The sequence below is a fragment of the Gilliamella sp. B3892 genome (genome assembly GCF_026536305.1).
In the GTDB taxonomy this organism is placed as follows: Bacteria; Pseudomonadota; Gammaproteobacteria; order Enterobacterales; family Orbaceae; genus Gilliamella.
Genome location: NZ_JAFNOK010000001.1, coordinates 454,997 through 476,695 on the forward strand (window position 1 = coordinate 454,997; position 21,699 = coordinate 476,695).

18 protein-coding genes are annotated in these 21,699 nt (G+C 36.9%); 6 read left to right on the plus strand and 12 right to left on the minus strand.

Features of this window, described 5'->3' with window-relative positions; all coding sequences use genetic code 11:
• Positions 1-12 precede the first annotated feature (12 nt).
• On the plus strand, positions 13-1,437 hold the full coding sequence (dnaB, locus tag J3U74_RS02010) for a replicative DNA helicase (protein ID WP_267329797.1): 1,425 nt from the start codon (positions 13-15) through the stop codon (positions 1,435-1,437).
• 72 nt (positions 1,438-1,509) lie between these two features.
• Here dnaB and J3U74_RS02015 read toward each other — a convergent pair whose 3' ends face one another.
• The 5 genes from J3U74_RS02015 to J3U74_RS02035 all read right to left on the minus strand — a co-directional run bounded on the left by J3U74_RS02015 (position 1,510) and on the right by J3U74_RS02035 (position 7,519).
• A complete protein-coding gene (locus tag J3U74_RS02015) occupies positions 1,510-2,349 on the minus strand; it encodes a metal ABC transporter permease (RefSeq protein ID WP_267329798.1) in 840 nt (279 codons plus the stop codon).
• The gene (locus tag J3U74_RS02020) at positions 2,346-3,212 is read right to left on the minus strand and encodes a metal ABC transporter permease (protein WP_220217789.1); all 867 of its coding nucleotides are present in this window, start codon (positions 3,210-3,212) and stop codon (positions 2,346-2,348) included. The genes J3U74_RS02015 and J3U74_RS02020 overlap by 4 nt, the downstream gene beginning before the upstream one ends.
• Positions 3,213-4,109, minus strand: a complete 897-nt coding sequence (locus J3U74_RS02025) for a manganese/iron ABC transporter ATP-binding protein (RefSeq protein WP_267329799.1) — start codon at positions 4,107-4,109, stop codon at positions 3,213-3,215.
• Positions 4,109-4,987, minus strand: coding sequence for a metal ABC transporter substrate-binding protein (locus tag J3U74_RS02030; protein WP_267329849.1), 879 nt, complete (start codon positions 4,985-4,987; stop codon positions 4,109-4,111). The genes J3U74_RS02025 and J3U74_RS02030 overlap by 1 nt, the downstream gene beginning before the upstream one ends.
• A 405-nt stretch (positions 4,988-5,392) precedes the next feature.
• Positions 5,393-7,519 carry an autotransporter outer membrane beta-barrel domain-containing protein gene (locus tag J3U74_RS02035; RefSeq protein ID WP_267329800.1) on the minus strand — a complete coding sequence of 709 codons (2,127 nt, stop codon included), beginning with the start codon at positions 7,517-7,519 and terminating at the stop codon, positions 5,393-5,395.
• A gap of 223 nt (positions 7,520-7,742) precedes the next feature.
• On the opposite strand from J3U74_RS02035, the gene J3U74_RS02040 reads away from it, so the two are divergent.
• A complete protein-coding gene (locus tag J3U74_RS02040; protein ID WP_267329801.1) occupies positions 7,743-8,663 on the plus strand; it encodes an L-lactate dehydrogenase in 921 nt (306 codons plus the stop codon).
• Positions 8,664-8,947: 284 nt separating this feature from the next.
• Here the strand turns inward: J3U74_RS02040 and J3U74_RS02045 are convergent, their stop codons facing one another.
• From J3U74_RS02045 to ilvG, 6 genes are all read right to left on the minus strand, one after another.
• Positions 8,948-9,937 (minus strand): Gfo/Idh/MocA family protein, encoded by a 990-nt coding sequence (locus tag J3U74_RS02045; RefSeq protein WP_267329802.1) that lies wholly within the window; start codon positions 9,935-9,937, stop codon positions 8,948-8,950.
• A gap of 104 nt (positions 9,938-10,041) precedes the next feature.
• Positions 10,042-11,577, minus strand: coding sequence for a threonine ammonia-lyase, biosynthetic (gene ilvA / locus J3U74_RS02050; protein ID WP_267329803.1), 1,536 nt, complete (start codon positions 11,575-11,577; stop codon positions 10,042-10,044).
• Between the two features lies 1 nt (position 11,578).
• Positions 11,579-13,429 (minus strand): dihydroxy-acid dehydratase, encoded by a 1,851-nt coding sequence (gene ilvD / locus J3U74_RS02055; protein ID WP_220217782.1) that lies wholly within the window; start codon positions 13,427-13,429, stop codon positions 11,579-11,581.
• Between the two features lie 122 nt (positions 13,430-13,551).
• A complete protein-coding gene (locus J3U74_RS02060) occupies positions 13,552-14,481 on the minus strand; it encodes a branched-chain amino acid transaminase (protein ID WP_267329804.1) in 930 nt (309 codons plus the stop codon).
• Between the two features lie 166 nt (positions 14,482-14,647).
• Positions 14,648-14,878: an acetolactate synthase 2 small subunit gene (gene ilvM, locus J3U74_RS02065; protein ID WP_220217780.1), complete on the minus strand. Its 231-nt coding sequence runs from the start codon at positions 14,876-14,878 to the stop codon at positions 14,648-14,650.
• Positions 14,879-14,881: 3 nt separating this feature from the next.
• Positions 14,882-16,558: an acetolactate synthase 2 catalytic subunit gene (gene ilvG / locus J3U74_RS02070; RefSeq protein ID WP_267329850.1), complete on the minus strand. Its 1,677-nt coding sequence runs from the start codon at positions 16,556-16,558 to the stop codon at positions 14,882-14,884.
• Between the two features lie 485 nt (positions 16,559-17,043).
• Between ilvG and J3U74_RS02075 the strand changes: the two genes are divergently transcribed.
• The 4 genes from J3U74_RS02075 to J3U74_RS02090 all read left to right on the plus strand — a co-directional run bounded on the left by J3U74_RS02075 (position 17,044) and on the right by J3U74_RS02090 (position 20,190).
• Positions 17,044-17,475, plus strand: a complete 432-nt coding sequence (locus J3U74_RS02075) for a hypothetical protein (RefSeq protein ID WP_267329805.1) — start codon at positions 17,044-17,046, stop codon at positions 17,473-17,475.
• Between the two features lie 367 nt (positions 17,476-17,842).
• Positions 17,843-18,730, plus strand: coding sequence for an SDR family oxidoreductase (locus J3U74_RS02080; RefSeq protein ID WP_220217778.1), 888 nt, complete (start codon positions 17,843-17,845; stop codon positions 18,728-18,730).
• A 137-nt stretch (positions 18,731-18,867) separates the two neighbouring features.
• The gene (locus tag J3U74_RS02085; protein WP_267329806.1) at positions 18,868-19,395 is read left to right on the plus strand and encodes a hypothetical protein; all 528 of its coding nucleotides are present in this window, start codon (positions 18,868-18,870) and stop codon (positions 19,393-19,395) included.
• Positions 19,396-19,791: 396 nt separating this feature from the next.
• Positions 19,792-20,190: a hypothetical protein gene (locus tag J3U74_RS02090; protein WP_267329807.1), complete on the plus strand. Its 399-nt coding sequence runs from the start codon at positions 19,792-19,794 to the stop codon at positions 20,188-20,190.
• A gap of 104 nt (positions 20,191-20,294) precedes the next feature.
• Here the strand turns inward: J3U74_RS02090 and J3U74_RS02095 are convergent, their stop codons facing one another.
• Positions 20,295-21,536 carry an MFS transporter gene (locus J3U74_RS02095; protein ID WP_267329808.1) on the minus strand — a complete coding sequence of 414 codons (1,242 nt, stop codon included), beginning with the start codon at positions 21,534-21,536 and terminating at the stop codon, positions 20,295-20,297.
• Positions 21,537-21,699 lie beyond the last annotated feature (163 nt).

Here is a 21,699-nt window from a genome sequence, read left to right on the forward strand (position 1 = left end):
AAGATGAATGCAATGAATACTGATGAAACAATTTCCAGTAAAGATTCGAAAAATCAAGAAGCAAAGAAATCTAAGCTACATAATATAAAATTACCGCCTCATTCTATTGAGGCAGAACAAGCTGTGCTTGGTAGCTTAATGCTCGATAACCAGCGTTGGGATTTAGTTGCTGAAATGATTACTGAACGGGATTTTTATTCTCGTCATCACCAGTTAATTTTTTCCGAAATGCATACTTTAGTCGGTAAAGGTACACCGATTGATTTAATTACCCTTTCTGAAAGTTTGGAAAGTAAAGATTTACTGGCTGATGTGGGTGGTTTTGCTTATTTAGCTGAACTTTCGAAAAATACACCGAGTGCAATTAATGTCATTGCTTATAGTGACATTATTCGTCAGCAAGCTATTTTACGGGAATTAATAAGCGCCTCAAATGATATTGCTGACAACTGTTATGCAACTGAAGGGCGTGATAGTACTGAAATTTTAGATTTGGCTGAAAGTAAGATATTCCAAATAGCGGAAAGTCGAACTAAACAAGGCGAAGGCCCTAAAAGTATTACAGAAGTGCTAGAGGCCACCGTTGCCAAAATTGAAGAGCTGTTTCAACGTCCTCATGACGGTGTGACAGGGGTTTCAACCGGTTTCTTAGATTTGGATAAAAAAACGGCTGGTTTACAACGTTCTGACTTAATTATTATTGCCGCAAGACCGTCAATGGGGAAAACAACCTTTGCGATGAATTTATGCGAAAATGCTGCAATGATGCAAGAAAAGCCGGTATTAATATTTAGTTTAGAGATGCCTTCAGAACAAATTATGATGCGTATGTTGGCTTCGCTTTCTCGCGTTGATCAAACCCGCATCCGTACCGGTCAATTGCAAGATGATGATTGGGCTAGAATTTCAAGTACGATGGGACTACTGCTTGAGAAAAAAAATATCTATATCGATGATTCATCCGGATTAACGCCAATGGAGTTACGTTCCCGGGCAAGACGTATTTATCGTGAGCATAAAGGTTTGAGTATGATTATGGTCGATTATTTGCAGTTAATGCGAGTACCGAACATGTCAGAAAATCGAACGTTAGAAATTGCTGAAATATCACGTTCATTAAAAGCATTAGCTAAAGAGTTACAAATTCCTGTCGTTGCACTTTCTCAGCTTAATCGTAGCCTTGAACAGCGCGCAGATAAAAGGCCGGTTAACTCTGATTTACGTGAATCAGGCTCTATAGAGCAAGATGCCGATGTTATTATGTTTATCTATCGTGATGAAGTTTATAATGAAGCTTCCGAACATAAAGGCATTGCCGAAATTATTTTAGGAAAACAGCGTAATGGTCCGATAGGTAAAGTTCGCTTGAAATTCCAAGGGCAATTTTCACGTTTTGATAATTATGCTGACTCCAGTAAATATATGGATGATGAATAATTTTTAATACTAACTTAATACGTGCTGCGTAAAGGTAAAAATAAGATAACCTTTTACCTTTACGCAATTTTTTTATGATTTGGATTTGCGGTTAACTATTAACGAGTAGCACTGAGCAATGACAAAAATTGCCGCTTGTAAAATGACGATACAAGCACTGGTTGAAGCATCTAAATGATAACTAATTAATGTCCCGACAACCGTTGAAAAAACGGAAACCAACAATGCGATAATTAACATTTTTTCAAAACGTTTAGTTATCAAAAATGCCGTAATACCCGGTGCAATCAGCATAGCAATAACCAAGATAACCCCAGCCGCTTTTAGCGATCCGACAATGGTTAAGGCTAAAATACTCAAAAGCCCATAATGTAAAAGCCTCACCGGTAAGCCAACGACTCTGGCTTGCACCGGATCGAAGCAGTAGAGCATAAGATCACGGCGCTTGACAATAATGATTATTGAAACAATTGCAGAAATTAAAATAATTTGCTTAAGCTCATCATAACTTGTACCTAGTACACTACCAAATAGAATGTGGTTTAAGTGTTGTGAGGTATCGACTTTAGAAAATAGGACTAAGCCAAATGCAAACATACCGGAAAACACTATTCCCATTACAGTATCTTCTTTGATTCGACTGTTTTGTTTAATATAACCGGTTGCAACTGAACAAAAAAGACCCGACAAAAATGCTCCAATAATAATCGGAATACCAGCCAAAAATGCAAGAACAATACCGGGTAAAACCGCATGTGAAATTGCATCGCCCATTAATGACCAACCTTTCAAAACTAAAAAGCAAGACAGTAGTGCACAAACAATGCCGGTAGCCATAGCAGCTAAGATTGCTCGTTGAATAAGCGGAATAGTTAAAGGGTGACAAAAAAATTGCCATAATAGATCTGTCATATTTTCACCCCACTATTTAGTTTACTCTGTCTGATTTTTCGACGGTTTGAAATTAATCCTTGTTGCGGTGCGAATAAAAATGCGGTGATAAAGATTAATGTTTGTAGAGTAACAATTACCCCACCTGTTTCACCGTCTAAAAAGTAACTGATATAAGCACCAATTGCACTGGTTAATGTTCCAATAACAACCGCAATTATCAATAAATGTGAAAATCGATTAGTTAGTAGATATGCGGTTGCGCCGGGAGTGACAACCATTGCAATAACTAAAATGGCTCCTACAGTTTGTAAAGCCGCTACAGTACAAGCACTTAAAATAGTGAAAAAAAGGATTTTAAGTGGCAATGGTTTGAGGCCGATAGATCTGGCATGTGTTTCATCAAAAAAAACGACTAATAAGTCTTTCCAGCAAAATAGAAGCAAGGTAAATGATACAAGAATAATAATCTGAACTTGCCACATATCGTTATCATCAATACCTAAAATATTACCAAAGATAATGGTTTGAGCATTCACTGAAGTAGGATTTAACGAAATAATTAATAAACCGATTGCAAAAAACGTCGAAAAGATAAAACCAATAATGGCATCTTCTTTTAATCGGGTAATTGCTCTTACAATGGTTATGGATAATGCTGCCAGTAAGCCGGTAAAAAATGCACCAACAGAGTAGGGTAAACCTAGTGCATAAGCCCCGGCAACCCCAGGCACTACCGAGTGTGAAAGTGCATCCCCCATAAGTGACCAACCTTTTAACATTAAAAAGGCCGATAGAAATGCACAAGCACCACCAACAATACTACTAACCCAAATGGCTTTCAACATAAAACCATAGGTGAATGGTTCAAGGAGTAGTTCCATTTATTGTTGTCCTTTAGGTTCATGACCGTGATGTTCGATAAGTAAATCTTGATGAGGTGAATCATTTTTTCCTTCACCATAGAAGATTGCAGCTCGTTCATCATCTGTTAATATTGATACCTTGCGCGGGTCTTGATCATCATGTAATTTATCCCCTGATAAACTTAAATAACGTAAGGCACCACCAAAGGTTGTCATTAAATTTTGTGGCGTGAAAGTTGATTCTGTTGATCCAAATGCAAGTACAGTTTGGTTGATCAATACCACTTGATCACAAAATTCCGGCACACTGCCTAAATTGTGCGTTGAAACTAATATTAAATGCCCATCGTTGCGAAGATCTTTTAGTAGGTCGATAATTGCGTTTTCAGTTTTCACATCTACACCGGTAAACGGCTCATCTAATAATAAGACTTTTCCTTGTTGGGCTAATGCTCTGGCTAAAAATACTCGCTTTTTTTGCCCGCCGGAAAGCTCGCCAATTTGGCGATGCTTAAAATCCAGCATATTGACACGATCAAGGGCAAGATCGACCTGTTTTTTGTCTTCTTGACTGGCGATGCGTAAAAAAGACATGTGCCCATAGCGTCCCATCATAACCACATCGGAAACTAATACCGGAAAATCCCAATCAACTTCTTCTGTTTGCGGCACGTAAGCAATAATATTTTGTTTTAAAGCCTGTTTGACCGGGATATCATTAAATGTTACTTTTCCTTTAGTTGGTCGTATCATTCCCATGATGCTTTTAAACAGTGTTGATTTTCCGCTACCATTGACGCCCACTAAAGCGCATATGGTACCGCCAGTTAAGCTAAAACTAGCATCATGAATCGCTGTGTGACCATTGTTATATGTCACAGTTATGTCTTGAACGTTTAGGCTGATTGGCGTCATTAGTTTTCAAACCCCTTAGCAATAGTTTCAACTGTAACTTTCAGTAAATCGATATATGTGGGTACCGGACCGTCTTGAGTTGAAAGCGAATCAACATATAATACGCCACCATATTTGGCACCGGTTTCTTTACTAACTTGTTTGGCAGGTTTATCTGAGATAGTGCTTTCACTAAATACAACCGGAATCTGATTTGCTCTAACGAGATCAATTAATTTTTTTACTTGTTTTGGTGTGCCTTGTTGTTCTGCATTGATTGGCCATAAATAGGCTTCTTTAAGATTATAATCCCTTGCCAAATAACTAAATGCCCCTTCACTGGTGACTAACCAACGTTGTGATTCCGGAATTTTGGCTAAACGTTCACGCAGTGGCGCATCAAGAGCTTTTATTTTTGCAATATATTCTGCGGCATTTTTATTGTAAGTTTCGGCATTTTTTGGATCATATTTAACCAAAGCTGCACGAATATTTTCGATATAAGTTAGCGCTAAAGTTGGCGACATCCATGCATGTGGGTTGGGATTGCCTTTATAGCTACCTTCTTGGATCGGCATTGGCTCGATACCTTCAGTTACAACAACCGAAGGAACATCTTTGATATCGACATAAAATCGTTTAAACCAAAGTTCTAAATTAAGCCCGTTCCATAAAACGAGGTCAGCAGAAAGCACCTTAGTAATATCTTGAGGTGTTGGATCGTATTCATGAATTTCAGCGCCGACTTTGGTAATTGATTCGACATCCGCCGCATCGCCAGCCACGTTTTGTGCAATATCTTGAATAACGGTAAATGTGGTAACAACTTTAAACTTTCTTTCTTCTGCGGTGGCTGAACCAGTGAACCCTGTAAGGATGATTAAAGAGCTAAGTAGCATCTTTAATAAAGATGCACGGCTTCTTAGAAAATTGAATTTCATTAGCGACTCCTTTTGTATAATATATTCTTGAGGTTAATCAAGATACAAAAAAACAGTAATTGAATTGAAGGAATAGGTAAAGTGAAATCCTTTTCATTACTACTCCAACATAACTATTTTAAAAAGTTAAAGCAATTGCTTTAAATGCTAATGAGAATTATTATCATTTAAGATATAAAAGTCAATTTATTTTGACTAAATGTGTGAAGCGCTTAATAAATTACTTCTGTTACTTATTATAAATTAATGTTTTAAAAAAAGAGAGATAGTTATGTCTATTTTAATGATAGATAATGCTTTGATTTATTTAATCACATTCCCGATAAATGGGAATGTGATTGATGATTATAACAGTGGTTTTATTTAGAAAGAGTAACGATATCCACCGTTAATTTGTAAAAGATCGAACCGATTTCCTTTTGAACTTTCTAAATCAAAATAAATAGTGTGTTGTTGATTGAGTTGCGCACTCATACCGACACTATTATTCCACCAGTTTCCTTTAAAAGAGTGGCTCTGTCTACTTGTGTTAAGTTTATAGTAAGTATCACCATCGAATTCACGGATTATGCCTGTTTTGGCATAGAGATTGATTTTACTATTATCAGTATTAATTTCATAACCAAAAAGTGCCGATGCTCTGCCCATTAAAGAGTTATAGTTGCCCAACTTAACATTAAGTCCATTTGATGCATGAATTAATTTACCATTTTGATGACTATATGATAGTTGTGACTGTGGTTCAATATAAAAATTGTTGAATCTAAATTTCTTACCAAACTCAATCGATGCACTTAATCCATTGGTACGACCTGAACCTTGTATCACATCATTGGCAGTATCTTTTACTTTAAAATGATTCTTTTGACGAGCATATTTTGCAATACCATCAATATACCAGCCGTTATTATCTAAATAAGTTGCATACAAACCGGTGTTAAACGATCTTAAAGAGCCATCGCCTTTACGATAATCTGGATCGCCGTAAGTCTGACCAACAAAAGCACCAATTACAAAAGGAGATTGTTCAGATAATTGTTTATCAATACCAAATTGGAATCCATGATAATTCATATCAAATTTACTTAAATTACCACCAGCGAAAGAGTCTAATTTACCTGAAAAAGCTCTTAACCACACATCACCAAATTCGCCACTATTACGCATATCCCCTAAACGTTTAAGTAAGGTTTGGTTTTCTACATAACTCATTAAATAATTTGCATTAAGAAAATTTGCACTCGCATCAGCACTTGAGCTAATTTGCGGTTTTTGATTTATGTTTTTATCATCTTTTTTGCCCGTGCTGGCTAAGATCCACTCATTTTCTTGTTTATTCAATTGATAAACGTAACCACCCAATTCAATTGCGTGATTGGTTTTAAAAGTCGCAGTATTGGTTGCGGCATGATTATCTATTTCAACTAAGGTTAATTTTTCCTTTCCGGTTGTTTCACTTGCACCATTATTCGTTAAAATTAAGGTGTGCACACCTTCGGCTGATGTATTGCGAGATATGGCTTCTGGGATTTTTGTAATGATAATTTTGTCGCCTTTTTGTGCCACAATATCGGTACGTAAATGAAAAGTTGTTTCCCCTTTTAAGCTTTCAATTTTTAGCTCACCATAGCGATCATCTGCACTATCATTATTGATAAATTTTACATCACCGCGACCGGATAATTCTGTTATTTCGGAAATTTTGTCATTAATCTCCCAAAAGGCGCCTTTGGCTAGATTCATTTTTATGATTCCGGTTCTATCTTCACCTTCCTCCGGTTCATCATCATCTGGATCGCCAAAACTTAAAACGGTGCCAGTAATTTTTGACCCTTTGGCTAAATCTAAGATGATAGTTCCGCCATATTCCGCAAGAATAGTGCCATTTATTATTGATTTATTATTTATTTTTGCTAAACCAGAACTAATTACATAAATGCTACCATCAATAACTGAATCGTCATTTAATGTTATAAAAGAGTTTCTAACAAACATTGCAGTATGGTCTTCATGGTTATTGCTAAAACTTATATTTGTTTTGCCATTAACAGTTAGCGAGGCTTGATTATCCAAATGAATTGTTGCAAATTCTTGATTAGATGAGTTAATTGTTAAATTTCCATTAACGGTTAAGTCACCTCCTTCCAAATCTATTGGAAAATTTTCATACCCTTGCATATCAATTAAAAGATTACCTTTAATTAATGTTGAACTGATTTCTTCGGAATAATGTGAGCGTATGCCTATAAAAGTAGATTGATCCGGTAGATCATCTTGCTCCGTTTTTTTGATGGTGACATCTTTTTCAAAAATAGTGTTACTATTTTTGATTAAATCAATACCTATATGAGTACCATAATTGTTTACATCGTAATTATGCGTAATGGGAATATTTACATTTTCAGAAAAGGTTTGAGTTCCTTGCAAAGTTAAAGCCGTAGAAGTGACTGGTAGGGTTATAGCTAATCCTGCTAATAATTTATATTTCATTGTTTCATCCTTTTTGTAAATCGGATAAATATTAACAAATGATCAAATAATTTACAAAAATATGATGTATGATGAATTAATTATTTATTTATTTATAATAGATCATTATAAATTAGTTATTTTCTATCGTTTGTCATATCAAAAATATCCATTTTAAATCAGTATTAGTCGATAATTTAGTCATTTGCATTTCAATTTTTTTCTTAACTCCTTGGAGGTTAGCATGAAACTACGTAAAGTCATGATTATTGGCGTTGGTAATGTAGGTTCAACCACCGCATATACATTAGTTAACCGTGGTATTTGTGAAGAAATTGTACTGGTTGATATAAATAAAGAGAGAACTTATGGCCATGCGCAAGATTTGTTGGATGCAGCAGCTTATCGACAAAATATGATTAAAGTTAGTTTACGTGAGTCAACTGATTGTGCGGATATTGATATCGCTATAATTACTGTAACATCAGGTTTAGCGCAAAAAAGCCGAGCTGAAGAGTTAGCTGGTACATCTAAAATTGTTGCAACAATAGTACCGGATATGATGAAAAATGGTTTTAAAGGTATTTTTTTAGTGGCGACTAATCCTTGTGATGCGATCACTTACCAAGTTTGGCAATTATCGGGGTTGCCACGTCATCGGGTTATTGGTACGGGTGTTTGGCTTGATACAGTGAGGTTACGCCGTTTGTTAGGCGAACAAATGGATATTGGTCCACAAAGTATTGATGCTTTTATTGTGGGCGAGCATGGTGATTCACAATTTCCCGTTTGGTCACATTCATCTGTTTATGGCATTAACCTTAATCATGTAGAAAAAAACCGAATCGATTTTAATGATATTGGCAGTAAAGCAAAAAATAAAGGTTTTGAAATTGCCAAATTCAAACATTGTACTGAATATGGTATAGCCAGCACGATTACTGAAATTTGCCAACATATTTTTACCAATAGTCATAGAGCGTTAGCGCTAAGTTGTATATTGAATGGTGAGTATGGTTACAAAGATGTGGCAATTGGTGTGCCGGCTATTTTAGATCAGCATGGTATCAAAAAAATTATCGAATTAGATTTTTCAGATAATGAAAAACAGCTATTTAAAAATAGTATCGAGATTATTAAAGGTTATATTGCACATATTAAATAGTCGTGATTGATGCATTGTCTATTTTATACTAAGTAAACGGGTTACTTGCTAAGAACGCTAATAACATTTAGCGTTCTTTAAAGTAAACTTGTGGTAACGTTTCAGTCGTAAAAGGTATCGTCAATGTGGGCAGGCTCAGGTAAAGTTCATCACATAATGTAGTACTTTCGTTGTTGAGTTTCTGTCGATCAGTTTGTTTTTGAACTTAAAAGTAATTTGAATTGTAACAGATCAATATAAGCAAAATTGTGACTAGAAACGGTATTTTTTATTTTTTAATTTTATTAAATGGCTGAATCTTGATCAGCAGGGAACACCACTCCAGTTTGTTTTCTTATTTCGGTCAAAATTTTTGATGATAGTAACGAGTAGACTAAACCGTTATGATCTAATTTTCGTTGTCGGTAGAGTTTAGCGAATTCTTCCGCTTCATAATACATATCATTACTGTGTTGTTTTAGTGTGATTTCCTTTTTTTCACCTATTCTTGGTTGATAAATAATATTTTCACAACAGGAAAGGTTTTTAATAATGAGCGATCCCTTTTCACCTTGAATCTCACTCGGAAGGTAAGAGTTGCTCACTTTTGAATGCCAAATGATGACATCAAAATCGTCATAATTAAGTAAAACACTACCATGCGCATCGACGCCTGATTCGAGTTTTACCGCACTGGCACATATTCTATTTGGGCTTCCCCATAATCCAAGCCCAAAATTGAGTGGGTAAACACCAATATCCATTATGGAGCCATTTGAGAAGTTGGGGTTAAACGTATTTGGATTGTTGCCATTTAAATAACTGTCATAACGACTGGAGTATTGGCAATAATTCAATAGTGCTTTGCGAATTCTACCCAATTTTGGCAGGTAATGCGCAATTAATTGATAATTGGGTAAATAAATGGTTTTGAGGGCTTCAAAAATCAGTTGTTGGTTTTGTCGCGCTATTTCAATTAAGAGCTCAGTTTGGGACAAGTTAGAGGTTAATGGTTTTTCACAAATTACATCTTTATTGTTTTCTAACATCAGTTTAGCTTGTTCAAAATGAAGCGAATTAGGGCTTGCAATATAAACGACATCGACATTTGAATATTGGGCAAGTTGAGTTAGTTGATCAAAAACCGTCTTTACTTGATATTTTTTTGCCAGTGCATCGGCTTTATGGATATCGCGGGAATAGATAGCGGTTAATTGGTATTGTTGAGTTTGTAATGCCGCATCGATAAATTTTTCAGTGATCCAATTGGTGCCAATCGTTGCTAATCTAATCATAGTTAATCTATCTATTCTTTTTAATCGTTTAAAATATCCGACTTTTTAGTGACTATTCACTTTAATTATTATCAGTTAAAGTGAATAGTCATCCTGATTTAACGCTAATTGGTTAAAAACAGTTTTAACGACGGGTTTGCCGTTTCATTATGGTAACCGTAGCCTAAGTCGGTAAGATGTTTATCGAAATCTTGACTATTGGTTTGGTCAATTTCAAATGCGGCAAGAACTCGACCATAATCAGTGCCATGGCTGCGATAATGGAACATTGAAATATTCCAGTTGGTACCCAGTGTTTGTAAGAATTTTAGTAATGCACCTTGCGATTCGGGAAATTCAAAGCTATAAACTTGCTCTGCAATCGGCTTGCATGGTTTGCCACCAATCATATAACGAACATGCAATTTAGCCATTTCATCTTCGGTAAGATCAACCACTTGATAACCAGCAGCGGTTAACTCTTGCATAATTTCGTCTTTTTCATTGGTTTTTGAAATTTTCACACCAACGAAAACGCAGGCTAAATTATCATCATGGTAGCGATAGTTGAATTCGGTGACTGAGCGTCCGCCTAAAAGCTGGCAAAATTTCAAGAAACTGCCTTTTTGTTCCGGAATCGTCACAGCTAGCAGAACTTCACGTTTCTCGCCAAGTTCACAGCGTTCAGATACATAGCGTAAGCTGTGAAAATTCAAATTTGCTCCGGATAAAATATGAGCAAGATTTTCACCGCTAATATTGTGTTGCTCGATGTATTTTTTCATTCCGGCAAGCGCAACAGCGCCGGACGGTTCAGCTATCGCCCGCACGTCATCAAACAAATCTTTTACCGCAGCACAAATCTCATCACTATCAACAGTGACAATATCATCGATATATTGTTGGCAAAGTCTGAATGTTTCATCACCAATACGTTTTACCGCAACCCCTTCAGCAAACAGACCCACTCGATTTAAATCAACGGGTTTGCCAGCATCTAATGCGGCTTTTAAGCAAGCTGCATCGGCTGGTTCAACTGCGATCACTTTAATTGACGGCATAATTTGTTTGATTAATACAGCCACCCCAGCTGCCAGACCACCGCCACCGACTGGCACAAAAATGCGATCGAGTTTGGCATTTTGTTGTAACAGTTCCATAGCAATACTGCCTTGTCCGGCAATAACCAGTGGATGATCAAACGGGGGAATAAAAATGCGTTTTTGCTCTTTTGCTAATTCGAGTGCTTTTGCTTTTGCTTCATCAAAGTTAGCACCGTAAAGCAGTACATCGCCACCAAATCCTTTTACCGCGTCAACTTTGATATCAGCAGTCGTTAGTGGCATTACAATCAGTGATTTTATCCCTAATTTGTTGGCACAATAGGCAACGCCTTGAGCATGGTTACCGGCGGATGCCGCAATAACTCCGCATTGACGTTCTTCCGAGCTAAGGCTGGCAATCATAGCTTGTGCTCCACGTATTTTAAAGCTATGCACGAGCTGTCTGTCTTCACGTTTAACGTAAATTTGATTGTTTAATCTCGATGATATTTTATCCATTTTTTCTAATGGTGTGACTTGAGCCACATCATAGACAGCGCTACAAAGTGTTGCTTTTAAGTAATCAGCGCCAGAAAGTTGAGTATTATGTTGTTTCACATTAACCACCTAATTTACTTTTATCTCGAACTGCCCCTTTATCTGCACTGGTTGCTAAACTGGCATAAGCTTTAAGTGCATAAGATACGTATCGGTCTCGTTGATGTGGTGTAAATGCTTTATCACCCCTTGCAAGTTCGGCAACACGGCGACGCTCAAGTTCATCTGCCGGGACATCTAACACTAATTTACGGTTTGGAATATCAATATCAATAATATCGCCATTGCGTACCAATCCGATAACCCCACCATTAGCCGCTTCGGGGGAAATATGTCCAATCGATAAGCCCGAAGAGCCACCGGAAAAGCGACCGTCGGTGATGAGAGCACAAGCTTTACCCAATCCCATTGATTTTAGATAACTTGTAGGGTAGAGCATCTCTTGCATACCGGGTCCACCCTTAGGCCCTTCATAAATAATGACAACCACATCGCCGGCAACCACTTGTCCACCTAAGATTGCATCAACTGCGTCTTCTTGACTTTCAAACACTTTGGCGGGGCCTCTAAATACAAGATTTTCAGCTGCAACGCTAGCGGTTTTAACAATGGCGCCATCTTGTGCGACATTGCCATATAAAGTAGCAAGTCCGCCGTCTTGACTATAGGCATGAGCTTTGTCACGAATACAGCCATTTTCACGGTCATCATCTAGCGTATCCCAATAACAGTCTTGTGAAAATGCTTTGGTTGTGCGAATCCCTGCCGGGCCACTGCGGTACATTTTTTTAACTGATTCATCTGTCGTTTGGGTAATATCATATTTTGCAAAAGTTTCTTGCAAGTTAAGACCCAGCACATTGTGTACATTGCGATTTAGTAGTCCTGCTTTGTCCAGTTCAGACATGATTGACACAACCCCACCAGCTCTATGTACATCTTCCATATGATATTTAGCAGTACTTGGCGCCACTTTACATAAATGAGGAACTTTGCGAGATAATCTGTCAATATCGGACATAGTAAAATCAATTTCGCCTTCTTGTGCCGTTGCTAGTAGATGCAATACGGTATTGGTTGAACCACCCATTGCAATATCTAGTGACATGGCATTTTCATAAGCCGCTTTTGTGGCAATTGAACGAGGGAGATAAGATTCATCGTCATGTTCATAGTAGCGTTTAGTGATCTCAACTATTCGTTTAGCGGCATTTAAAAATAGCTGTTCACGTTGTTTATGGGTGGCAACTAATGAGCCATTACCCGGAAGTGAAAGCCCTAATGCTTCAGTCAAACAATTCATCGAGTTTGCGGTAAACATTCCGGAGCACGAACCACAGGTTGGGCAAGCAGACTCTTCAATCGCCTCACTGTCTGCATCACTTACATTCGGGTTAGCGCTTTGAATCATGGCATCGACAAGATCTAATTTGATAATTTGATCAGAAAGTTTGGTTTTACCCGCTTCCATTGGGCCGCCAGAAACAAATACGGTTGGGATATTTAATCGAAGTGATGCCATTAGCATACCGGGGGTGATTTTGTCACAATTGGAGATACAGATCATAGCGTCAGCACAATGTGCATTGACCATATATTCGACCGAATCAGCGATCAGTTCACGTGACGGTAGTGAGTAGAGCATACCACCATGCCCCATGGCAATGCCATCATCAACAGCGATAGTATTAAATTCTTTGGCAATCCCACCGGACTCTTGAATCTGTTTTGCAACTAACTGTCCAATATCTTTTAAATGAACATGTCCCGGTACAAATTGAGTAAACGAGTTAACCACTGCAATAATGGGTTTACCAAAGTCTTCATTTTTTACGCCCGTTGCACGCCATAAAGCGCGGGCTCCTGCCATATTCCGCCCTTCGACGGAGGTTGCTGAACGATATTTAGGCATTTCTTGCTCCCAAGTTTTTATTACGCAAGCGACCGATTTTTAACGGTACTTAATTTTGTATATTCAATCTAACTCTTTATGTCATCCGCTGACTTTGTCAGCGGATTTTAAACAAACACATCTTAATTAATTGGATCTAACCAACCGTATTTATCTTCAGTCTTACCATTGAATAAACCAAAGAATGCTTGTTGGATCTGTTTAGTTATAGGACCACAACGACCAATACCTACTTGAATACGGTCAACACTGCGCACAGGGGTAATTTCAGCAGCAGTACCGGTCATAAATACTTCGTCAGCAACATAGAGAGCTTCACGGGATAAGGTTTGTTCACGTACTTCAATACCTAAATCACGAGCAAGCGTTAATACCGCATCCCGAGTAATACCCGGAAGTGCCGATGATGATAAAACTGGGGTAAATAAAACGCCGTCTTTAATAATAAAGAGATTTTCACCGGCACCTTCAGATAGGTGACCATGTACATCTAAAGCAATGCCTTCTTGAAAACCATTAGCACGTGCTTCAGAACCAATTAATAATGATGATAAATAGTTACCGCCTGCTTTTGCCGCTGCCGGGATTGTATTTGAGGCAACGCGATTCCATGATGAGACCATTGCATCGATACCTTGATCTAAAGCATCTTCGCCAAGATAAGCTCCCCACGGGAAGGCAGCAATCATCACATCGGTTTTATAACCGGCTGGCGGGTTGACGCCCATACCAACATCGCCGATAAACACCAATGGGCGGATATAAGCACTTTCCAGTTTGTTTTTCTTGATAGTTTGACGAGTCGCTTCCATGATCTCTTCAAGCGTGTAAGGGACAGGAAAACGGTAGATTTTGGCTGAATTTAATAGTCTTTGTGCATGCTCTTTGTGACGGAAAATAGCTGGTCCTTTATGCGTGTTATAACAACGAACACCTTCAAATACCGATGTACCATAATGTAAAGCGTGGGACATGACATGTATTTTCGCTTCCGCCCATGGAACCATTTCACCATTTAACCAAATAAACTCAGATTTTGCTGTAGAACCCATTTTGTTTTCCTCTTAAATTTTACTATATTAAGTCTATGTACTGCTTAATGTTTTATCTTTCAACGGTTAAGCATTATACAATACTTTCAATTACGTTTAACTATATAAAATTGTTAATAATGTTAATTTAACTACTTGTTTCAACGAAACAAATCACTAAAAATTGTTATTCAACCGCAATGACATCGGCTAATTTTGCAACTTGATTTTGTAAAGTTGAAAGTGAACGTTCGGTTGTTAATAGTAAAGATAGAATTAACTGCTCATTTTCAACTGTCTGCATCTGCATTTTTTCAATATGTCCACCTCGATGACGAACAACGCGTAAAATACGTTCAAGTGAGCCCAATTTATCATAAGCTTTTATGGTGACTTGATACTGTGTTTTTGTGTTCATCACTTACTCCTTAGCACTTTTTTCAAGCATATTTTCATTAGCTGCGCCCGGTGGAACTAACGGCCAAACGTTTTCCAATTCATCAATGCAAACATGTAAAAGGTAAGCGCCCGGCGCATTAAACATGGTATCGAGCGCAGGCTCAATTTCAGATTTTTTACTGATCGTTTGACCGGGAATATCAAACGCTTTAGCCAGCATTAAAAAGTCCGGATTGTCTGAAAGATTCGTTTCACTGTATCTTTCATTAAAAAATAGCTCTTGCCATTGACGAACCATACCTAAGCGTTGATTATCAATTAGTACAATTTTAACGGGTAACTTTTTGCGTTTAATCGTGGTCAACTCTTGAACATTCATCATAAAAGAGCCGTCGCCCGATATACAGATAACTAAGTCATCAGGTCTAGCCATTTGTGCGCCGACAGCTGCCGGCAAACCAAATCCCATTGTCCCAAGCCCACTTGACGTAATAAAGTTTTGCGGGTGAGTAAAACGCATGTGCTGTGCAGTCCACATTTGATGTTGTCCAACATCGGTGGTGATAATGGTGTTTTGCGGTTTACGTTCTGAAATCCTTTTTAATAATGCAGGCGCATAAATTGCCTCACCGGGATGATCATAGCGAGTAGGGTGTAATGTTTTTAATTCTTCAACTCTTTTATGCCAATTGGCTATTGATACGGTAACATCGAGTTGGGGTAAAACCTGTTTGATATCGCCTTGTAATCCTAAATGTGTTTGGCGTAATTTGTTTATTTCAGACTGGTCAATATCAACATGGATCACTTTAGCATGGCGAGCAAATTCATTTAATTTGCCTGTCACTCTGTCATCAAAGCGTACTCCCAACGCAATTAATAAATCGCACTCTTGTACCGCTAAATTAGCGGCTTTTGCTCCATGCATGCCGACCAACCCTAAATAGTAAGGATTAGTGAGATCAGCAACGCCAAGCCCTTTTAAGGTTGAGACACTCGGTATTTGTGTCAGTGACATAAAGTCTCTTAACTCGGTTATTGCGCCAGAAAGCCCCACGCCGCCACCTATATATAACATAGGTTTTTTGGCGTCGGTGATCATTTGTTTAGCAAGTTTTATCTCATCTTGAGAAATTGGGAATAATTGAGCATTATTAACAGAAGAATTTTTATTGGCAGGCGTTAAATAGTGTTGATAGTCAAGGTCGGCAAGCTGGATATCTTTCGGAACATCGATTAATATTGGTCCCGGCCTGCCTGAGTTGGCTAAAGTGAAAGCCTCCTGCAAAATATTGGGTAAATTTTGCGGATTATCGATTAAATAACTATGTTTAGTGCAGGCAAGCGATAAACCCAAAACATCAACTTCCTGAAAGGCGTCGGTGCCAATTAAATTTGTAGGAACTTGACCGGTTATTGCAATCACTGGGACAGAATCAATAAGTGCATCGGCAAGTCCGGTAATAATATTGGTCGCTCCGGGGCCCGATGTGGCAATACATACGCCAATTTTACCGGTAGAACGTGCATAACCAATTGCGGCCATTGCGGCACCTTGTTCGTGACGGCATAACACATGTTCAATACCGCCGTCATAAAGCGCATCATATAGAGGCATAATTTGCCCACCGGGATAACCAAAAACGGTGGTCACGCCTTTTTCTTTTAAGGTTTTTACTATCCACTGTGTTCCTAACATTTCTTCCTCACTTGTCATATTTTGCTCATCCATTGTTCATAAAAAAACCCCCGCTTTTAGGGGCGGGGGTTTTTGATTTAATGTATGAACATATTTTAATTCAAAAAACGCCCCCGCGCTGGAATAATGACCACGCTGACAATAATGTTGATGAGGACGATTTTGAGTGAAAATTTCATGATGTTAAATATTAATTTTTTGTCATTTTCTAAAATTATTTTTAAACAAAATACTCGATTTAAAAAAAAGTGCAACTGTTTTTTAACGCTTTTGTCATGTACCCACAAATGTTTGTCAAGAAGTTTCAGAAAATACCTACGTTTAAGTATAAAAATAACTATTTTTACTGTTTTTTTGGTAATTTGTCTAATATTGGTGTATAAATATTAATCAAAATAAGAAGCTGAGCAATAAGCTATTTTAAATTATTGCTTCTTAATGCTGGTAATAACATGAATAATAAATAACGAATAAGAGATATCAGTATGAAAAGTATTAAAATAATTTTCTTTTTGATGATCAATTTAGTTTTATTTAGTTGTGATAATGCTAAGCAATCTTCTGATAATAAAGCCAGTAATAATCCAAATGCCGCATTACAAGACTCGGTGATCGATCCGATAAAAAGTGCATTACCTATCGAGATTGATAGCCTTACAACACTGTTTGGTGTATATAAGGATAAAGATACCATTAATTATCAATATCGAGTCATCAATACACCCGAACAAGCTTTATTACTCACCACCACACTTAGTACAATTCGTATGAAATTACTTAAGGCATATTGTGAAAATAACAAGGATATGCAAGATTTGAAAACAGCCTTTCCGCAAGGTGCAAATTATCATTATTTTATTGATGATAAAGAAGTTGTGATTATCGAGCTAACACCGGCAGATTGTCAGCTAAATTAACGCACATATATTTATCATTTATAATCGCTAGTTTAGTTAAACTTTATTTGATAAACTAAATTGACTACATCGCGTAGCAACACCAATGGATCGACCATAATTATCCTAAGCATTACGGGATTAATTGTGAAAAGCCGTCTTTATTGTGGATTGAATTTCTACTTTATCTCTACCTATGATTTACAGCGTTTTATTAAACTTTAAAAATAGATGATCTTTAATTATTAATAAATATAATTACTTGAATTAATTAAATATTTTAAAGATATAAAATATGCTTAGCAATAGGATTTTGTGATTATTAATTGATTTCATTTAAGTTATATTGAATTTGTCAACAAATACAAGCCTAACTTAGGAGAAAATTATGACTGAACAAACCTATGACCCAACCAAAAAATATCATCACACTAAATTCCCAAAACAAAAACAGACACCGCCGGGATTACAATGTGAAATGAAACCAATCCCCGATTGTGGTGAAAAGAGCTATCATGGTCACGGTCGCTTAGCTGGACGTAAAATGCTTGTCACTGGGGGAGATTCCGGTATTGGACGCGCAGCCGCAATTGCTTATGCCAAAGAGGGTGCAGATGTGGCAATTAACTATCTGCCATATGAAGAAAAAGATGCGAAAGAGGTTGCTAAAGTTATTGAGTCTGTTGGACGTAAAGCAGTTTTAATTCCCGGTGACTTAAGTGATGAAGATTTTTGTAAAAAGCTGGTTAAGCAAGCACATACTAAACTGGGTGGTTTAGATAATTTAACTTTAGTTGCAGGTAAACAAACTGCGGTTGAAGATATTATGAAATTGACTACAGAACAAGTTAAGAAAACTTTTGAGATCAATGTCTTTTCATTATTTTGGGTCACTAAAGCGGCGTTAGGCTATTTAAAACCAGGATCGACTATTATTACAACGTCATCTGTTCAAGCCTTCCAACCTAGTGCTAATTTATTAGATTATGCATCAACTAAATCAGCAATCATTGCTTTTACTCGAGGATTAGCTAAACAGTTAGGTAGTAAAGGTATTCGTGTCAATTGCGTGGCACCTGGTCCGGTTTGGACTCCATTACAAGTCTGTGGTGGTCAGCCAAGTGATGTTATCCCTGAATTTGGTATGCAAACGCCGTTAAAACGTGCAGGACAACCGGTTGAACTTGCTGGTGTTTATGTTCATTTAGCTTCTGAAGAATCTAGCTATACTACGGCTGAAACTTACGGTGTTACTGGTGGTATGCATACTAACTAATCATCATTTTAACAGCAAAATAACTTATGGTCATTTTGCTGTTATGTTGTGCTAGGAAGTTAACTTATTTCAATCGAGGGGCGATAGTGAGTCATATCATCATCGCCACAGTCAAAAATAAAAACAAGGGCAATAAAATGAAACTTTTTAAAGTAATCTCCTTAGCTGTATTGGGTCTTTTCTTAGTTAACTGTGATAATTCAAAATCAACTGTTAATGACCTTCAACAAAAAGCGGAACAAGCTGGTGCTGAAATTAGTGATAAAGCCAAAGATCTCTATCAACAAACCAAATCACAAACGCAAGATATTTTAGATAAAGTAAAAGAAGGTAATTATAATTTAGCGCAAGATTTAGCAATCAAAGGTATTAAGCAAGAATTACCACTGACGATCGATCAAAATACGGCATTAGTGGATGTATCAAAAGATGATAAAACAATTAATTATAAATATGCCGTTAATGGGATAGCTAAAGAAGCATTTGACTCAGATAGTAATCAAAAAATGGTATTTAATAAATTACTTGATGTCTATTGCAGTAAAGATGTTACGGTAAATGCGATAAAATTAGCATTCCCTAATGGCGCTAATCATAATTATTATATCAATGATGAAAAAGTATTATCACTCAATGTTAAACCAAGTGATTGTGATAATAGATAGTTTCCAATATTTGATCGAAGAAAAAGGGCTGATAGTAGCCCTTTTTTTTATTAGCGAAACATCAGCTATTATTCAAAGCCAACATTTTATTGCATGGCTGGTTTATATAAACTCATTAAGTTAATTTGAATAAACACTTTAAGATATTGATCATTTTTAAGATGAGTTAATCGCTATTTTAATATTATTGGTTGATACCTTGTATAAGTGATTACAGATAGCGATATTCAATCTATACTTACCTACAGATGATACTAAGCGTACTTTTTGCAAACAATATTAATTGTGCTCAAATTAATCATTGTAAAATCATGTTATAAGATTAAAATTGCATTGAGCACCATTGGTTTTAATCAACAATAAGTTAATCGTTAATTTCAATTGTAAGGTAATGAAATGAAATATTTAAAATTAGCCATAATAATGGCTAGCAGTTTGGTCTTATTTAGTTGTGATAATTTTCAAAAAAAGAACGCTCAACAACAATTAGCCATTAAAATGATAAGAAAAGAACTGCCGATAAAATATGACGAACATACAACACTGACAGATGTAGACGCAATTGATGATATATTAGTTTATAGGTATGATTTTGAAGGATTAGATGAAGAAACGTTGAAATCAAAAGCGTTTCAAGATGATACCCGTGTAGAAACACTTGTAGAGTATTGTAAAGTTGATTCGGAATTGAATGCTTTTAAAGAAAATTTTCCAAACGGTCTAAGGTTCAGCTATTTTCTTAATAATAAAGAAGTATCATCTGTATCGATTAAACCCAGTGAATGCGATAAGTGATGACCCAAAAATTTGTTAGTTTATTTTTCTGGTAGCAAATTATTTGTTTATAAAAGGTTAGCCCTGTTAACACAGGGCAACAGTATTGTATTTGTATTAAATAATTAATCTAATTGTTTACCTTTGGTTTCGGGTATTAAAAACACAAATGCGGCAGCTGACAATAAGTAAGCGGCAGAAAGTAATGCCAGAGCATAACTAATAGAATATACCGTGGCAAAATAAGCAATAAGCACTTGCGAGACGCCGGCAATTCCACGTCCTACATTAAAGATAATATTTTCAGCGCTTGAACGGGCATCTGTTGGGTAATGTTCAGCGAGTAAAGCACCATATCCGCCCATCATACCATTAACAAAAAAGCCAATAATAGCACCGAAAATGATAAGTACCAGCATATCCGTTTGTTGAAAATAGAACCAGATAGATATCGCGGAAACGAGAAGAAATATAATATAGGAAGGACGCCGTCCGACTTTATCGCAAAGCCAACCAAAGATAATAATACCTAACGACATACCAATGGTGGTGGAAATAGTCCAAAACATCGTGTTTTTAAATGGTAATTGAAGTTCGGTGGCTATCATATTTGGCATCCAAACCATTAATCCATAAAAGCCAAAATTTTGTACGGCACACGCTATAGTTAATCCAATTGTGGTTGCGGTTGTTTTTGGGCTTTTAAAAAGCTTATGAATGGCAATTTTATTTTTATTTTGATCTTTTAAATTTTGCCAAATTTGTGGCTCTTTTAACCCTTTACGTGTCCAAGCAACAAATAATGCGGGCAAAACACCAATGGCAAAAACCCAGCGCCAGCCATAGATTTCGCCGACAAAATTAACTGACAATGCGGCTAAAATAATACCTAGTTGAAAGCCTAAGGCAACAATTGCTGTTGCTCGTGAACGTTTCTTTTTAGGCCAGCTTTCTGAAACAAGTGTCATGCCGATACCAAATTCGCCACCAAGGCCTAGCCCACTTAAAAATCGGAAAACTAAAAAGCATTCATAATTAGGTGAAATTGCGCAAAGACCGGTAAAAAAGGAGAAGATTAAAATAGTCCAGGAAAATACTTTTACCCGTCCATATTTATCTGCAAGGACGCCAAATAAGATCCCACCAAGCACAGCCCCTAATAAGGTAACGGACGTCAATGTACCTAAATCGGTATTTGTCAAATTAAAGGTAGCACCAATTAGGCTAAAACAGACGCCTAATATCATCATATCCATGCCATCTAATGCGTAACCTACAGTTGATGCAAAAAGTGTTCTTTTTTGATAAGGCGTTGTTTCAATGCTTTCATTTTCAGCTTGCGTGACTATGTCTGCTTGAGTTTTCATGAGTACCTCTAATTATTAAAAGATAGATGCTAAATATCAGCATTTTGGTGATGTTCTATTCGTCTTTAGACGGAGGGTGTTGTTAAGCGAGGCAAGTATATACTCAAAACATTTAAAAATCCAAATTAAAAAGCGAAAATAGTGATATTTATTCGACAATAAA